This is a genomic window from Streptomyces nitrosporeus (genome assembly GCF_008704555.1).
Taxonomy (GTDB): domain Bacteria; phylum Actinomycetota; class Actinomycetes; order Streptomycetales; family Streptomycetaceae; genus Streptomyces; species Streptomyces nitrosporeus.
Genome location: NZ_CP023702.1, coordinates 7069138 through 7085213 on the forward strand (window position 1 = coordinate 7069138; position 16076 = coordinate 7085213).

The following is a 16076-nucleotide window of genomic DNA, read 5'->3' on the forward strand; positions in this document are numbered from 1 at the left end:
CCCCTGAATCATTGGCCCGGGTGACGGCCGTTCAGCTAACATAAATTACGTTATCTATGTCTGTCGAGGAGTGGTTCAGGGTGGCATCTGTCAAGGCGGAACGGGCTGCTCGTACGCGGCAGAAACTCCTGCTGGCGGCGGCTGAAGTCTTCGACGAAGCCGGTTACGAGCAGGCCGCGGTGACCCAGATCGTCGAACGGGCGGGATTCACCCTCGGTGCCCTCTACTTCCACTTCGGCTCGAAGCAGGGGGTGGCCAAAGCCCTGATGAACGCCCAGTCGATGACGATAGAACCCCACCTCCAGTCGACCGGACTGCAGCGCCTGGTCGACATCACCCTCGTGTGGGCGGACCGTGTGAGGCGCGATCCGATCCTGCGTGCGGGAGTCCGCCTCGCCATAGAGCAGGGCAGCCACGGCATGAACGACGCCACCTCCTTCGAGGAGTGGCGGGAGCTCATGCGCGGCCATCTCGAGGTGGCCCGGGACAGCGGTGAACTCCGCGACGGGGTCTGTCCCGACCGGCTGGCGCGTTTCGTGGTCGGCGCCTGCACCGGCATACAGGTCTACTCGAACCTGGCGACCGAACACACCGATCTGATGGAGAGGGTCTGCGACATGTGGGGACTTCTGCTGCCCAGCGTCGCGTCCGAGGCGGTGGCGCACGGCATCCTGGTCGGCCCCGTACGTGTCCCGAGAACGTGACCGCACCCGCGTCCCACGTCGTGCTCACCGGGGCCACAGGGCAGATCGCCTCGCTGATGGTCCGGCACCTCGCGGCTCGCCACCGAGTCACCCTCACCAGCCGTACTCCGCCTTCCGCGGTGCGGCCTCCCGGTGTCCGGCATGTCGCCTGCGACTACGACGCGTACGGGAGCGTCGTCGACGCGTTCCGCGGTGCTGACGCCCTCTTCGTCGTGACCGCCGACCCCATGCGTCCCGAACACGACCGGAACGTGGTGAGGGCCGCGGTCGAGGTCTCCGTGAAGCACATCGTGAAACTCTCCGCGGCGGCGGTGCTCGACGGGGCCGCGCACGACCTCGTCACCACGTGGCAGCGGAGCAACGAGGAGCGCATCAAGGCGAGCGGCATCCCCTGGACCATGGTCCAGCCGCGGTCGTTCATGTCCCACGCCTTTGGATGGGCGCCCGGCATCCGCGGCCGCGGCTCCACGTACGCCCTGTACCCCCACAGTCGCAACGCCTGTATCGCGCCCGAGGACATCGCGGAGGTCTCCGCTCTCCTCCTGGGGGACAGCAGGCACCACGGCCGGTCGTACCAGCTCACCGGGCCGCAGGCGCTCTCGGCCCACGAGCAGTCGGCGGTCCTTGCCGAACTGCTGGGGCGCCCCCTCGTCTGCCGGGCGCTTTCCCCCGGGGAAGCCCGCCTGCGCTACCTGCGGCGGTACCCGGCGGCGATGGCCGATGCCCTGCTCGCGAGCGCCAGGCGGCAGCTCGCCGGTGCCAAGGCCCACGTCACCGACACGGTCGAGCGTCTCACCGGGCGGCCCGCCACCACCTTCGCGCAGTGGGCGGCCGATCACCGGGACCGCTTCGAGTGAGACCGGGCACCCGCCGGGCACGGGTGCCGGGTGCTCCCCGGACCGCGCGGCCCGGCCCTGTCATGTGACCGGTGGGGGCGCTGTGCGGTGATCAGCGGAACAGGATCCGCCGGCGGAGCAGGGGGATCCTGTTCCGCCGCGCGTCTGCCTCATGATCTTCTTGGTCCGCGTGCCGGCGCCCCCGACGCGAGCGCTGCGGCGGGAGGCGGGTCCGGCGTCGACGGCGGCACGACGGGCCGGGTGCTCTCCGGCACGCCCTCATTCATCGAGCCCCTCACCGGACGCGCCGTCCGGGAGTGCCTGGCCGATCCCGTCGAGACCGCCCGGGCGGCCGCACGGCTCCGCTCGGACCGCCCCTCGTCGACCACCGGCGCCGTCGCCCCGGCCGGCAGCGGACGGACCGCCCGGTGAACCGCACCGCACCGGCGAACTTGCCCGGAACGTTCCGGGTTTCCTTCGTTCCCGTGCTCATCACCGACGCCCACCGTAGGGTCGGACCCCCGTCGAGCCGCTGCCGCGGGACCGCGCCACCCGCTGCCACGGGCAGCCAGAGCTGAGGACGGTACGTGAGGGACCTGGCTGGCCTCGACATCACACGGGTCAACCGCGGTGTGGCGGAGGGCGGGAGAGGAACCGGACGGTCCGGCGGCCCTGTTCCCCACGGAAGGGCCAGGTCCTGTTCGCGGGCCGTCGGACCCCCTCCCGCCCCCGGCCGGGAGGGACACGACGCCACCGGTGACTCCGGGGTCCTCCGCACCCGGCCCGCACGTCCCTTGCCGCCACAGGCGCGGCCCGGACCGTTCGGGACGTGCGGTCCGGCCGGCCCGGCCCCGGAGGCGGCCCACCGGCCCGGCGGGCCGGCCCCGCACCGTCATGCCGCGGGCGCGGCGGTCTTGTGGCGGCGCCGGGGCCCTGCCACCACCGAGAGGACGCTCAAAGAACGCCGGGCGGAGAGGCGCGTTCCTTCCCCGCGGCCCCCGCGGTGCACGGCCCGCATCCGCCGCTCCCCACCGGCGTCTCCACCGGCCGCGCGCCCTGCCCTGCCCCGCACAACTGGCGCCCTCTGATCCGGCCCGGCCTCCGAAGGGGGCCGGTCCGGTCCGGCCGGCCCGTCCGGAGCCCGCTTCCGGCGTGCCGGCTGTGCGCCCTCATTGCCGTCGCGATCCCCGAGGACTTCATGAAGAACAGTGAACGAGCCGCAAGCACCCGCGCGAACCTCGTCCTGGCAGCAGCACGCCACTTCGACCAGCACGGTTACGACGGTACGACGCTCAACAGCGTGTGCGCGGAGGTGAACGTCACACTCGGGGCCCTCACTTTCCACTTCCGCTGCAAGGCGGCGCTCGCGTCCGCGGTGGTGCAGGAGGGCGTCGAGGAACTGCGGCGCGTCAGCACGGAGTGCTCCGCCGCCGGAGCCCTTCCCGAACTGTCCCTCCTCGTCCGGCAGGTGGTGACGGCCCTCCAGCGCAACGTCCTCACCCGGGCCGCCGTACGCCTGATCCAGGAGGAGCACGTCGTCTCCGACTGGCTCGGCGTCTTCCGCGAAGAGGTTCTGCGCCTCCTCGAAAGGGCATCGGCCGCCGGTGGCCTCTTCGCCGGTGTACGGCCGGACACCGCCGTGCGTCTCGTCATGTACGTGGTGGAGGGGGCCATGGCCGAGGCCAGGAGGCCTGCGGACGGAGAAGGCCCGACGGGGCCCGACTTCGCCGAGGTCTGGCGCGCCGTGCTCAACGGTCTGGCTGCAGACGCGCGCTGAGCACCCGCTGTCGGCATGTGCCCCCGGGAACACGGCCGCCGGCCGTCAGGCAGGTGTGTGAGGCGGGCCGCCGCGCACGGGGGAGGAGTCGAGGGTGCGGCCCGTGGCCTCCTCGTACGGCCGGCCTCTGTGTGCGACCGGTCGGGCGGTGGGCGTTCCAAGGCCTCAGCCCTGGGAGCGGGTCCCGGCACCGCCCGCTGCACCGCGGCCGTCGATCCGGGAGTAGGCGAAGGCGGCGGAGACCAGCGTCGTGTGGTGATGCCACCCCGGGAACGACCGGCCTTCGAAGTCCTGGAGCCCGAAGTCCTCGTTCAGGGTGCCCACCACACTCGCGGCCAGCCGTGGCTGGCGCATCAGCGGCAGCAGTTCGGGCAGCTGCCGGTCGACCAGATTCGTCAGCCACGTCTGCGCCGGACCGTCCGGGCGGTGCCGGACGAGCAGCCGCAGCGGAACGCGTCCTGCGGATGAGCCGGGCAGGACCACCGGGAGGGATACGAGGGGGTGCTGTTCCTTCCCTGCCGCGGTCGCGGGATCCCTCAGGACCTGCCGGACGGTGAGGGGCGGTGTACCGGCCGGCGGGGGAACCGGACGTGCGACACGTGTGGCGCCGGGAACCTCCACCACGAAGGGCCGCCCGTCCCGTACCAGATGAGCCAGTAAGGCTTCCCGGTCCGGCAGCCAGGACAGTTCGGCCGTGACAGGGGCGTGCCGGCCGGGAGGCTGCAAGGGGGCCCGGCGCAGCAGCTTCGAGGCCTGTGACCACAAAGGGCCGCCGATCTCTTCCGGCACCCGCGCCTTGGCCCGCCGGGTCCTCGTCCACCCGCCGGGGATGTACAGGTCCCAGTCGACCGGCAGGGGACCGTACTTGCCCGTGGCCAGCACAGCCATTCCCAGCTGGCAGTTCGACAGCCGCCCCTGCGCGGGGTCGAACCTGCGGTGCACTCCGGCGGAGTGGTCGCCGCGCTTGGGGATGAACACCGGTACCAGCGTCCAGGCCGTCACCTCCGAGCCGGCCTGCGCCACCCAGCGCAGCAGGCCCTGACGTGCCGTCAGCCAGTCCCACGGGCTCGCGTTCACGAACTGGTGCAGAGCCTGGGAGGCGGTAGGGGAGTCGCTGACGGATTCCGCCAGCCGGCGCGGCGACTTCTTGCCCGGTGTCCGCAGGAGCGCCCTGATGTAGAACTCCGCCCACCTGCGTTGATCCGTTCGGGGGAGGGAGCCGAAGACGGTCTGGATGAAGGGGGGGAGGCGGGGAGTCCGGTCGTCTTCGGCGGACGTTCCGCACATCGGCTCGTGCGGCAGTGCCATCGGGGCTTCCTTTCCACGTGACGTACCGCTGTCCCGCTGTCCCTGGTCCGAGTGAGGGCGTTGCCGCCTCCTGGAGGACGGGGGTCCCCAGGAGGCGGGGCCGAGCTAAGCATAAAGAGCGCTATTTACGTGTGTTGCGGCGACGAGCGTAACGCGACTTCGGCACCTCCACCGGTCGCCCCCTTCCGCGGTCACGGAAGGGGGCGCGGACTCGCCGGGGTCATCCGCGCTGCCTCCAGGAGCGGGGCCCGCCCGGGGAGCGGGCTTCACCGGGCGGGAGTTCGGGCCCCCGGGGGACCCGTGTGGCACCGGCCGAACTCCCCGCCCGCCGGCGGACAGCCGCCCCGGAAACCGGGGCGCGACTGCTTCAACCCCGGCCCGGCCGGAAGGGGCCGGGGCGTCGGGCGCGCCCGGGGGCAGCCGATGGCCCGCCCGGGAACCGGCCGCCCCTGATGACGGCTCGGGTTCCGGCTCGTGGGCGGGCCGGAACCCGAGCCGGCGCTCAGCCACGGCACCGTCTCCACGCGCACGGAGGTCCGGTGCGGCAGTGGGCTTCTTCAGGTCACTTCGGCCGCCCGCCTAGTCACACGTAAATAGTGCTCTTTATGCTTGCCTCGCCTCCGGGGGACCCCCGCCCCCGGAGGCGAAAAACGCCCTCATGTGAACCGGGGGCAGCGGTACGTCACGTGGAAAGGAAGCCCCGATGACACTGCCGCACGAGCCGATGCCCGGAACGTCCACCGAAGACGACCGGTCTCTCCGCCTCCCTCCCTTCATCGAGACCGTCCTCGGCCGCCTCCCCCGGACGGACCGGCGCACAGGGGCGGAGCCGTACATCCAAGAGGTGTCGCGGACATCGGGCAGCGACCCCTGACGGCCTCCTTCCCACCCGCGGGTCCGGCCCGGCACGCGCGTCGTCGGACGACCCCCGCCGGACCCGGGCGCCCCGGCGCGCGGTCCGCCGCTTCGCACGCCATGTCCTCCGCCCTCTTCGCGGGCGTTCTGTCCATGCCCCCGACGGGCGCCCCCTTCTGCTCGTCACCTGCACGGCACGCCCTGAACCGGGATCATGCCGACCGGAGTCGTCCGCGCGTTCCCGGCCCCTGTGACCCCCACCTGTGGAAGACCGGATAGAAAGCAGACCTTCGGTGCCTTTAGACCTGGCGGACACACCGCCCTCCCCATACCTGGCAGACCACCTGGAGACGACGGCTCACGGCCTCGGGAACGTGACGGGAGGCGAGTGTTCCGACGTGGACCGGGTGCCGCTCGCCTCCCTGGCGGCCGCGGACTCACCACGTCTGGGCGGGGTGGACCGGAAGCACGTCGAAGTGCTCGCGCAGAGTGACATCGAACCGATCCTGGTCCACCGGGGCACCCGGCGCGTGGTCGACGGGATGCACCGGCTCCAAGCGGCCATGCTCCAGGGCGAGGAGACGATCCCGGTCCGCTACCTGGACGGACCGGCCGACGAGGTCTTCATCCACTCCGTGATGGCCAACGTCAGCCACGGCCTGCCGCTGACGCTCGCGGACCGGAGGGCCGCAGCCCGGCGGATCCTGGGCTCGCACCCGGACTTGTCGGACCGGGCGATCGCCCGCATCACCCGGCTGTCCCCGAAAACCGTGAGCGCCGTCCGCCGGGTTTCGACTGAGGAAGTTCCACAGTCGAAGGCCAGAATCGGGGCGGACGGCCGCTCCCGGCCGCTCGACGCGGCGCGGCGCAGGGAGGCCGTGCGCGCTTTCTTCGGCGAGCACCCGGACGCCACGCTCAATGAGGCGGCCGCCAGCGCGGGCGTGTCGGTCAGCACCGCGTGCGAGGTACGGCAGCGCATGCGGCGCGACAAGCGGGTCCCCTCGCCGCTCCCGAGCGCCGCGGGCGGGAAACCGGAAGGCGGCCGGTGCGCGGAGCGCGGCCGGCCGCGGCGCGCCGAGACCCTGGCGAAGGACCCGTCGCTCCGGCTCACCGAGTCGGGGCGCGCGTTGCTGCGCTGGCTGAACGAGCGCGCGCCCGACTTCGAGGTCGGGCGACAGCTGATGGCGGCGGTGCCGCCGCACTGCGCCGTTGTCGTCGCCGACCTGGCCAACTCCTACGCCCGGGAATGGCAGCGGTTCGCCAGTGCCCTGGACCAGGCCGTCGGTGACACCGACGAGAAGTAGGGCGCGCCGGACCGGGAGAGAGCGTCCGGTGTGTCGACGGAAAAGCCTCCTGATTTCTCCCGGACGCAGGGTGGGGCGGAGTTCCGACTCATTTTCTTGACGGTGTGGGTATGCCGCTGGACTATGAAATAGCACTCGACGGGGACCCGCCCGGAACGTGAACGGAATGTTCCCGGGTGCTCTTGCGTGAGGCATGGGAATGCCGAATGGCAGGAGGATCGGATCCTTTGGAAGTGAAAAGGATGAACCGGTCGAGAGCGCGATCTGTCCGAGCTGTTCGACCTCACGTGAGAAAGGCCTGGAGTTCAGGATGAACCGAGCGGGAGTTCGAGTGGATACGACCGCGGTCGACGCGGGGACGAGCGCGGACGTCGCTGTGGTCGGAGCGGGCCCGGCCGGTCTGTACGCCGCCTACTGCGCGGGCTTCCGGGGTCTTTCCAGCGTGCTGATCGATGCGCTGCCCGAACCGGGCGGCCAGATCGCGGCCCTGTACCCGGAGAAGAAGATCTACGACATCGCGGGACACCCGGCGGTACGGGGCAGGGAACTGGTCGACGGCCTGGTCGCCCAGGTGGAGCCGTTCCGGCCCGTGTACCTGCTCGGCCGGACGGCGGTCTCCCTGACGTCCGACGGGGGCGGGGGCTGGACGATCGGCGTCGAGGGCGGCCGGCGGGTGCGCGCCGGGGCCGTCGTCGTCGCGGCCGGACTCGGCCGCTCGACCCCTCGCACCTTGCCCTGCCTGGGGCCCTACCAGGGGCGTGGTGTGGCGTACCACGTGCCGCGTCTGGATGAGCACCGTGGCCGCGACGTGGTGATCGTGGGGGGCGGTGACAGCGCGGTCGACTGGGCCCTTGCCCTCGCGCCGATCGCGCGGTCCGTCACCGTCGTCCACCGGCGCTCGGCCTTCCGTGCCCACGAGCACGGCGTCAAGCGGATGTACGCGAGCGGTGTTCGCGTGATCACCGGTGCCGAGGTGGTGGAATGCCGCGGCGCCGGGCGTCTGGAAGAAGTGCGCGTACGTGTCGGTGAGGAGCAATGGGAATTGCCCGCCCAGGCCCTTGTCGCGGCGCTGGGATTCATCACCGATCTGGGTCCGATCGCCGACTGGGGGCTTCGGATGATGAATCGCCGGATCATGGTGGACGCGACTATGCGCACGAATGTGCCGGGGGTTTACGCAATTGGCGACATGTGTTTCTACGAGGGTCGTGTTCCGCTCATCTCGGTGGGCTTCGGAGAAGCGGCGACCGCGGCGAACCATGTGGCGGTGGAGCTGCGTCCCGGCTCCCGCCTCGCGCCGGAGCACTCCACCGGCACCGACGGCGCGTTGATGTCATGACCATGAAAAGACTGAAGATCCTTCCGACGGGAACCGAGATCCTGCTGCCCGCGGGATCCCCTCTGACCGAAGTCGAGTACGAGATCTCGCAGCAGCTCATTCCGTTCGGATGCCGCTCCGGGGCCTGCGGTGCGTGCGTCATCGAGGTCCTGGAGGGCTTCGGCTCTCTCGGGGAGCCCGACGACGACGAACTCGACTTCCTGCACGACCTCGGCCGGACCGGCGGCACGCACCGCTTGGCCTGCCAGTGCCGGCTGCAGGGCGACGCGGCCGTCCGCGTCGTCGACACCACCTGAAACCGCTCGTACAGATGTCCGAGCGCCCAAAAGAAGAGGTGAACCATGCCGAACCGCGTGACGAACGCCGGCTACGGGGACCGCTCACGGTTCCTCACCGCCACCGCCTCCGCGAAGCTGCGTGCCGAGATCGACGAGCAGCTCGACCAGCAGGTCCTCGAGTGGTACGCCAACGTTCCCGAGGCCGCTCATCTGGAGGGCAAGAACGTCGACTCCGAGTACTACAAGCGGAACCTGATCGAGACCGCGTGGCGTATCCGGCTGCTGCGCGTCTCCGAGGCCAAGGCCCTGGTCGAGATCGCCAAGCGCAGCCCGGAGGCGGCGCAGGTCTGGGCCAACTACGAGCAGGAGGAGATGCTCCACGACGAGCTCTTCATCACCGACCTGGAGAAGGTCGGCGTGTCACGCGAGGAGTTCCTGGCCACCGAGCCCTACCTGTCGACCAAGCTGCTGACCGGATACTTCTCCTACCTCCTGGACCACGAGGGCCCGCTCGGCGTCGTCGCGTACTCCTACCTCGTCGAGTACGTGAACGTGAAGCTGGAGCCCAAGAAGCTGGAGGCGCTGAAGAACTCGGTCGGCGAGAGCAACATCGGCGGCCAGATCAACCACTCGCACACCGACATCAACGACGACCACCCCGGCGAGGTCTGGGCGGCCGTCCGGCACCTGCTGCGCAACGACGACGACGTCGTCGCGTTCAAGCGGTACCTCCGCGAGCACCAGGCCATCCTGGCGCAGTACTTCGAGGAGCTCTACCTGGACACCGTCGCCAAGGCCGAACAGCAGCCTGCCTGATACCCGTCCCAGCGGGGGTGCGGCGCGGCCCGCGCCGCACCCCCGCCCGCCGGTGAGGAGACCGGATTGAGCACGGAAAATACCAGGGGGGTGCTGCTGCTCAGCCATGTCGGGTTCTCGTTCACGGAGGATCTCGTCGACGTGGTCGCGGCGCGCGGGCTGAGATGCCATGTGCTCAGCTCCCTGCCGGAGCCGCAGCACCAGGAGACCAGGCCGGCGGTGCTCGCCGGCCTCGCCGATGACGTCCGGGTGACGGACGGACACGTCCTGACCCCGCGCGACATCGAGGAGTACATCGACCACCTCCAGGACACCGGCACGGACGTACGGTGCTGTGTCACGGTGTGGGAGGGCTACCGGCACCTGATGGCGCTGGCCAACGCCCGCCTGGGAGTGCCGGACCTGGACGAGAAGCAGGTCCTGGAACTGCGCGACAAGGTGACGCTGCGCAACCGCCTCGCCGACGCGGGCCTCAGCCGGGGCCGGGCGTCCGTGCTCACCGCCGGGACGCTCGCCGAGCGACAGCGTGAGGGCGGACGCTACTTCGTGAAGCCGGTCAGGGGCATCGCCTCCTTCGGGACGTTTCCCCTCACCGCCGGCACGACCTGGGCCGACCTGGAACGCATCGCCGCGGAGGCCCGTTCCGACACGGTCTACGCGAGTGTCTTCGCCCACCGGCCGGACCCCGGCGACCCGGCGGACCCGCACAGCACCGCTCCCGGGACGGCCGCGGTCCAGGAGACCCCCGGAATGGAGTTCCTCGTCGAGGACTACGTGCCCGGGCGCGAGTTCAGTTTCGAAGTGGTCGTCGTCGACGGCGAGCCGCACGTAGTGGCCGTGCACGAGAAGTGCGAGATGACGGAGACGGCGGGAGCCGTGCTCGAGGACGCCTGTGTCAGCCCGCCCACGAGCCTGTCGCGCGAGGAGCTCGTCGCCGGGCTCCGCTGGGTGTCGAGCGTGCTGGACACCCTCGGCCTCGGCTGGGGCTGTTTCCACGTCGAGGCGCGGCACGCCCCGTCCGGCTGGGACCTGATCGAGGTCAACCCGCGCGTCGGCGGCAGCCTCATCTCGCCCAGTGTGGGGGCGCTGACCGGCGGACCGGGCCTGCTCGACCTCTGGCTGGACTCCCTGCTCACCGCCCACCGGCCGGCCGGGTTCCTCGAAGAGCTGAAGAGCCTCTCCTACACGGCGGACGGTACCCCGCAGGGAGGCAACGCGACCTTCTTCCGCGTCTTCTTCGCCGACCCCGGCACGATCCGCGGGATCCGGCTGAACGACGGCCCCCTCCGTCCGGTCCTGACACAGGTCCTCCTCAAGCCCGGTGACGTCGTGGAACCGGCCTCGCGCGAGGTGTTCCTCGGCCAGGTGCTCTGGAGCATGGGGCACGCCGGCCGCGACGCGATCCTTCCCGGACTGGTGACCGCCTCCAGGAGCGCCATCGAGGTCACGTACGAAAAGGAGCACGGATGACCAGGCCGATCCTCCTCATCGTCGACTACAACCTGAGCCGGATCGACGAGGTCCGGCACCTGCGGGACCACGCCCACGAACAGCACGGCGCGGCGGTCGTCCTGATCCGGGCCGACCCCACCGAAGCCGACCGCTCCATCGCCGACGAGGTGATCGACCTCGACCCGCTCCGCGACGACTTCGCCGAGATGGGCGAGAAGCTCCTCGGCGACCGGCGGGAACGGATCAGGGCGGGCATCGTCTTCTCCGACAACGCGGTACGCAGCGGCGCCGAACTGCTCGAACGGCTGGGCGTCCGGGTCGACTCGCCACGCTTGGCCGAAGGGGCCTTCTCCAAGTACCGCTACCGGCTCGCCGAGGCGCATGTCTCCGAACTCCTGGAGGCGCAGCGGGTCATGGTGCCCGCCTTCGCCGAGATCGCCTCGCTCGGCCAGCTGAGGGCCTTCGCGCGGGAGCATCCCGGGGGCTTCGTCGTCAAGCCCGTGGCGGAGGGCAACAACCGGGGCGTCGTCGTGGTCCGCCCCGGCGACGACCTGATGGCCGCGTTCGCCGAGGTCCTTCCCTATCTGGAGGGAGGGGTGATCTGCGAGGAGCTCATCCCGTACCGGCGGGAGTACTCCTTCGACGGACTGGGCTCGCTGGAGTTCGTGACCGAGAAGCTCAGCGCCGACGGCCGGTACCCCGTCGAGATCGCACAGGTCCTGCCCGCCCGGATCGAGGAGCACGAGCGCGCGACGCTCGAAAGGGCGGGACGCCAGGCGAACTGGCTGGTCGGTCAGTGTGACGGGCCGTTCCACAACGAGATCAAGCTGAGCGACGACGGGTTGCGCGCCGCGGTGGTGGAGCCCAACCGGCGGCCGGGCGGGATGAGGATCTGGTCACTGGCCCACTGGGTCTACGGGATCGACCTGCACCACCACTGGATCGACACGGCCTTCGGTGCGGGCACCGAAGTGGAACGGCTCGTCCCCGGCTGTTCGGCGGCGACGGTGATGCTCGGCGTCGGCACCGACCGCTCGTTCTCCCCGGCCGGCGTCACCGCCGGCGCGGACCCGCTCGGGGACGCCGTCCGGGCCACCGCGGGACGGTTCGGCCTGGCCGACGGAGAACTCACCGTCGCGGACTTCTCCTGGCTGTCGCCCGAGCGCCGCGACCTGCACGCCGTCGCCCGCGACAACGCGGACTTCGCGGCACAGGGCTGCGTGGTCCTGCGGGGTGACCGCACCGACATCCGCACCGTCGTGCACACACTGCGCGAGGCATGGCTGGACGCCCTGGACCGCGCCCTGCTCCTCCCCACCCCCGTCAGGAAAGGCCGATGAAGATCCTCGTCCTGCACCGCGTGCCCTACTTCAAGATCGAATACCACCGGGGGTTCTCCCACGACCTGCACGAAGTCACCTACTTCGGGACCGATCAAGCGCTGGAGACCCTCCCGCCCGGCCTGCGGTGCGAGCGGGTGAGCCGTCCGGGCACCCGGCCGGTCTTCGAGGAGGCCCGGGAGTGGCTGGCGCACCGGCCCCGGGATTTCGACCGGATCATCTCCGTGTCGGAGTACGAACTCCTCGACTGCGCCCGGCTGCGCGAGCACCTGGGCGTCCCCGGAGCCCTGCCCGCCCAGGTCGTGCTCGCCCGGGACAAGGTCCTGATGAAGCAGGCCGTCGAGGACGCCGGACTGCGGGTGCCGCGCTTCCTCCCGCTGCCGCGCTTCCTGGCACCGGACGGCCCGGCCCACTGGCGCGGCCGGACCGTGCTCAAGCCGCACCGGGGCGCCTCCAGCGAGGACGTGCTCGTGTTCGACACTCCGGCGCGGGCCGCGGCGGCGGTCCGGGAGGGCCGGACCGGCATCGCCCGGCTCGACGCCGGGAACGAGTGGGAGGACTACCAGGTCGAGGAGTTCGTCTCCGGGCCGATCCGGCACTTCGACGGCCTGGTGCAGGGGGGCGAGGTCCTCGTCCTCAGCGCCGGCGAATACGTCAACACCTGTCTGCAGTACGCGCAGGGCCGCCCGCTCGGATCGTTCCAGATCGAATTCTCCGACGACACGCGCGCCTGGGTGTCGCGCGTCCTGGCCGCGGTGCGGATCGAGGACGGCAGTTTCCATCTCGAAGCGATCGTCCATGAGGGGGAGCTGGTCTTCCTCGAGGTCGGCAACCGGGTCGGGGGAGCCGACGTGGTGGCCACCGTCGAACTGGCCACCGGAGTCCACCTTCCCTCGTACGAGCTGCGTGCCCTGCTGGGCGAGCCCGTCGCCGAAACGCTTCCCGAGCCCCCGGCCGGCCGGCGCCGGTACGGCTGGTTCGTCTACCCCGGCCACCACCTGGCCGGGCAGGAGTACCGGGGTCTCGACGGGGCGGCGACGTTCCGCGGCAGCCCTTCCGCGGTCGCCTGGAACGAACTGCCCTCCGGTGCGCCGCTGCCCGGCCACATCACCTACCAGACCGGGGAGACGGTGCTCACCGGGATCGTCACGGGCGACACCCCGCAGGCCGTCCGGGACTGGATCACCGGCCTGTTCGACTCGCTCTCGGTCCGCACCCGCCCGGCCGCCCCGGCGGCGTCGGACCGGGTCCTGGTACCAGGACCCGGCGCGGGGGAGAGGCCCGGCCTCTCCCCGGCGGCCGCCACCGCGGCCCCCCGCTCCCCGATGAACGGACCCCGCCCATGACCGCTCTGAGCGACCTCGCGGACCGGTATGTGGAAGAACTCGCCGGGCTGGACCCGTGCCTGGCCTCGGCGATGGGCGTCGCCGGGCAGGAGGAGCGGCTCACCGACTTCGGCCCGCAGGCCACGTGGGAACGGGCGGAGCTGGCCCGCCGTACGGCGAAGGCGGTCGAGGCCGCACCGGTCGAGGGGGACGCCGAACGGGTCGCGGCGGCGGTCCTCGGTGAGCGGCTCGACACGGAGGTGGCGCTTGCCGACGCGGACGCGTACGCCACGCTGCTGGACACCCTCGACGGGCCGGTCCAGCGGATCCGGCAGGCTGTGGGACTGCTCGACCAGGGCTCCGAGACCCCGTGGGACGCGCTGCTGGCGCGGCTGCGGGCCGTCCCGGACACCCTGGCCGGGCTGCGCGAGAGCCTGGAGGCCGCGCGACGCGGCGGGCGGGTCGCACCGTACCGCCAGGTGGTCCGCAACGCCCGGGACTGCCGGGACACGCGGCCGTACCTGGCGGGGCTGCCGGCCGGGTCCGGCGACGGTGTGCTGCGGGGCGCCCTGGAGCAGGCGGTGGCCGACGCGAACCGGGCGCTGACGTGGTTCGCCGGGTACCTGACGGAGGAACTCGCGCCGGTGGCCCCTGAGACGGACGCGCTGGGTGAGGACCGCTATCAGCTGGGGGTACGGGAGTTCCTCGGCCTCCGGCTGGACCTGCGGGAGACCTACGCATGGGGCTGGGAGGAACTGAGCCGGATCCAGCGGGACATGGCCGAGACCGCGGCGCGGATCGCGCCGGGCGAACCGGTCCCGGCCGTGCTGGCGGCACTCGACAAGGACCTCCGGTACCAGATCAAGGGCGCGGCGGCGTTCCGCGACTGGCTGCAGGAGCTCGCCGACGGAGCCGTCGCCGCCCTCGACGGGACGCACTTCGCGGTCCCGGAGGCCCTGCGGCGCATCGACTGCCGGATCTCCCCCAGCGAGGGGCCGGCCGTCTACCTGGCGCCCAGCGAGGACCTGTCGCGCCCCGGGACGATCTGGTGGACCCGGACCGCCCCGGACGCGCTGATCCCGACGTGGACGGTGCCGGGCACGATGTTCCACGAAGGCGTCCCGGGCCACCACCTGCAGCTGGGCACGACGACCCTGAACACGACCACTCTCAACCGGTTCCAGCGGCTGGCGTGCGAACTGCACCCGGGGCACTGCGAAGGGTGGGGCCTGTACGCCGAGCGGCTGATGGACGAGCTGGGACACTTCGCCGACCCCGCGCACCGGCTGGGCATGCTGGCCACCGGTCAGCTGCTGCGCGCCGCGCGGATCGTCCTCGACATCGGACTGCACCTGCGGCTGCCCGTCCCCGCGGGCACCGGGTTTTACGAGGGGGAGCGGTGGACCCCGGAACTGGGCCGCGCGTTCCTCGTCGAGCACTGCGGACTCGGTCCGGCGGGGTTCATCGACTTCGAGATCGACCGGTACCTGGGACGCCCCGGGCAGGCCCTCGCCTACAAGCTGGGGGAGAAGGTGTGGCTGGAGTCGCGGGACGAGGCCCGCCGCCGCGACGGTACCGGCTTCGACCTCAAGCGGTTCCACCAGCAGGCCCTGGACCTGGGGCCGATGGGCCTGGGCCTGCTGCGCGCCGAGCTGACGCGTGCGGACCGTGCCGGCTGATGGCAGGAGACCTGGACAGGGCGGACACGGACGGAGCACACCACATGGTGAGGGAGCGGGCGAGCGGATGATCACGGTATCGGGGCACGCCGACCTGACCCCGGACACGTGGGAACTGGTCCGGGACGAGCTGCGGAGGTGCCTGAGGGAGATGCCTGCGGACATGACCGGACTCGTGCGCGCCGGCGCCGGACTGCCGTTGGAGTTCGGACGGAGGGTGCGTGAGGCGGGGCAGCGCCTGGTGGTGCTTGTCCCGGAGCGGTCAGGGACCTTCGCGGGAGCTCTGCCCCGGGAGCGGGAGGCGCACCGGGAGCTGCTGGCGCTGGCCGAAGGGATACGGATGCTGCCCTTCGACCCGCTGGACCGGGACGCCTGTGTGAGCGCGGACGAACAACTCGTCAGCGACTGCGGCAGGCTGCTGGCGGTCTGGGACGGCTCCCCGTCCAGCGGCCGGGACGCCACCGCCCACATGGTGGCGTACGCCCGCGCCCGCGGTATCCCGGTGGAGATCGTCTGGCCCCCGGGCGCGGCCCGCGAACCGGCCGGTCCCGCGCTGTCGCTCCGGGCGCGCGGGCGCGGGCGCTGACGGCCGCCTCACGGGTTCGGGCCGGTCTTCCGCACATGGGCGGAGTCGGCTGTGAGGGGGGTCCCGTCGGCCCCGGCCGGCGCGAGGTCCGGGACGCGGACGCCCTCCCCGTCGACCAGGACGGAGTGGGGCTCGCCGGGCTCGAAGGCGTGGCGCTCCCCCCACTGGCGCAGGGCCAGGAGTACGGGGAAGAGGTCGCGGCCGCTGTCGGTGAGCACGTACTCCAGACGGCGGCCCGTGGACGCGGTCCGCTGGGCGAGGAGCCCGTGAGCACTGAGCTTCCGGAGGCGGTCGCTGAGGATGTTGCGGGCGATGCCGGTACGTCGCTGGAACTCGGTGAAGGTACGGGCACCGTCCATCGCGTCCCGGACGACCAGGAGGCTCCAGCGGTCGCCGACAAGGTCGAGGGTACGGGCGACGGGGCAGTCGGGATCGGTCCAGGCATGGTTCCGGGCGCCGGTGGAGGAGCGCGGCATG

At 71.7% G+C, this 16076-nt stretch carries 16 protein-coding genes; 14 read left to right on the plus strand and 2 right to left on the minus strand.

Annotated features, from left to right (window positions below; translation table 11 throughout):
• The first annotated feature begins 80 nt into the window (after positions 1-80).
• The 4 genes from CP967_RS31480 (at position 81) to CP967_RS31490 (ending at position 3317) form a co-directional block, all read left to right on the plus strand.
• On the plus strand, positions 81-704 hold the full coding sequence (locus CP967_RS31480) for a ScbR family autoregulator-binding transcription factor (protein WP_150491220.1): 624 nt from the start codon (positions 81-83) through the stop codon (positions 702-704).
• On the plus strand, positions 701-1561 hold the full coding sequence (locus CP967_RS31485; protein WP_229888290.1) for an NAD(P)H-binding protein: 861 nt from the start codon (positions 701-703) through the stop codon (positions 1559-1561). Before CP967_RS31480 ends, CP967_RS31485 begins: the two co-directional genes overlap by 4 nt.
• Before the next feature lie 240 nt (positions 1562-1801).
• Positions 1802-1972 (plus strand): hypothetical protein, encoded by a 171-nt coding sequence (locus tag CP967_RS34220; protein WP_167535473.1) that lies wholly within the window; start codon positions 1802-1804, stop codon positions 1970-1972.
• Positions 1973-2738: 766 nt separating this feature from the next.
• On the plus strand, positions 2739-3317 hold the full coding sequence (locus tag CP967_RS31490) for a TetR/AcrR family transcriptional regulator (protein WP_150491221.1): 579 nt from the start codon (positions 2739-2741) through the stop codon (positions 3315-3317).
• Between the two features lie 165 nt (positions 3318-3482).
• Here CP967_RS31490 and CP967_RS31495 read toward each other — a convergent pair whose 3' ends face one another.
• Entirely contained in the window at positions 3483-4625 is a 1143-nt protein-coding gene (locus CP967_RS31495; RefSeq protein ID WP_150491222.1) for an IS701 family transposase, read from the minus strand.
• Positions 4626-5328: 703 nt separating this feature from the next.
• On the opposite strand from CP967_RS31495, the gene CP967_RS34225 reads away from it, so the two are divergent.
• The 10 genes from CP967_RS34225 (at position 5329) to CP967_RS31540 (ending at position 15599) form a co-directional block, all read left to right on the plus strand.
• Positions 5329-5499: a hypothetical protein gene (locus CP967_RS34225; protein WP_167535474.1), complete on the plus strand. Its 171-nt coding sequence runs from the start codon at positions 5329-5331 to the stop codon at positions 5497-5499.
• Between the two features lie 379 nt (positions 5500-5878).
• Positions 5879-6784 (plus strand): ParB/RepB/Spo0J family partition protein, encoded by a 906-nt coding sequence (locus CP967_RS31500; protein WP_229888291.1) that lies wholly within the window; start codon positions 5879-5881, stop codon positions 6782-6784.
• A 331-nt stretch (positions 6785-7115) separates the two neighbouring features.
• Positions 7116-8123, plus strand: a complete 1008-nt coding sequence (locus CP967_RS31505) for an NAD(P)/FAD-dependent oxidoreductase (protein ID WP_244338983.1) — start codon at positions 7116-7118, stop codon at positions 8121-8123.
• Positions 8120-8419 carry a 2Fe-2S iron-sulfur cluster-binding protein gene (locus CP967_RS31510; protein WP_150491224.1) on the plus strand — a complete coding sequence of 100 codons (300 nt, stop codon included), beginning with the start codon at positions 8120-8122 and terminating at the stop codon, positions 8417-8419. The genes CP967_RS31505 and CP967_RS31510 overlap by 4 nt, the downstream gene beginning before the upstream one ends.
• Before the next feature lie 45 nt (positions 8420-8464).
• Positions 8465-9217 (plus strand): iron-containing redox enzyme family protein, encoded by a 753-nt coding sequence (locus CP967_RS31515; RefSeq protein WP_150491225.1) that lies wholly within the window; start codon positions 8465-8467, stop codon positions 9215-9217.
• Positions 9218-9283: 66 nt separating this feature from the next.
• Entirely contained in the window at positions 9284-10687 is a 1404-nt protein-coding gene (locus CP967_RS31520) for an ATP-grasp domain-containing protein (RefSeq protein WP_229888292.1), read from the plus strand.
• On the plus strand, positions 10684-12009 hold the full coding sequence (locus tag CP967_RS31525; protein ID WP_150491226.1) for an ATP-grasp domain-containing protein: 1326 nt from the start codon (positions 10684-10686) through the stop codon (positions 12007-12009). The genes CP967_RS31520 and CP967_RS31525 overlap by 4 nt, the downstream gene beginning before the upstream one ends.
• Positions 12006-13355 (plus strand): ATP-grasp domain-containing protein, encoded by a 1350-nt coding sequence (locus CP967_RS31530; protein WP_229888293.1) that lies wholly within the window; start codon positions 12006-12008, stop codon positions 13353-13355. Before CP967_RS31525 ends, CP967_RS31530 begins: the two co-directional genes overlap by 4 nt.
• Positions 13352-15013 (plus strand): DUF885 domain-containing protein, encoded by a 1662-nt coding sequence (locus CP967_RS31535; protein WP_150491227.1) that lies wholly within the window; start codon positions 13352-13354, stop codon positions 15011-15013. Before CP967_RS31530 ends, CP967_RS31535 begins: the two co-directional genes overlap by 4 nt.
• A gap of 67 nt (positions 15014-15080) precedes the next feature.
• On the plus strand, positions 15081-15599 hold the full coding sequence (locus CP967_RS31540) for a hypothetical protein (protein WP_150491228.1): 519 nt from the start codon (positions 15081-15083) through the stop codon (positions 15597-15599).
• An 8-nt stretch (positions 15600-15607) separates the two neighbouring features.
• Here CP967_RS31540 and CP967_RS31545 read toward each other — a convergent pair whose 3' ends face one another.
• Complete coding sequence (locus tag CP967_RS31545; RefSeq protein WP_150491229.1) at positions 15608-16075, minus strand: winged helix-turn-helix transcriptional regulator; 468 nt, start codon at positions 16073-16075, stop codon at positions 15608-15610.
• Position 16076: the final 1 nt, after the last annotated feature.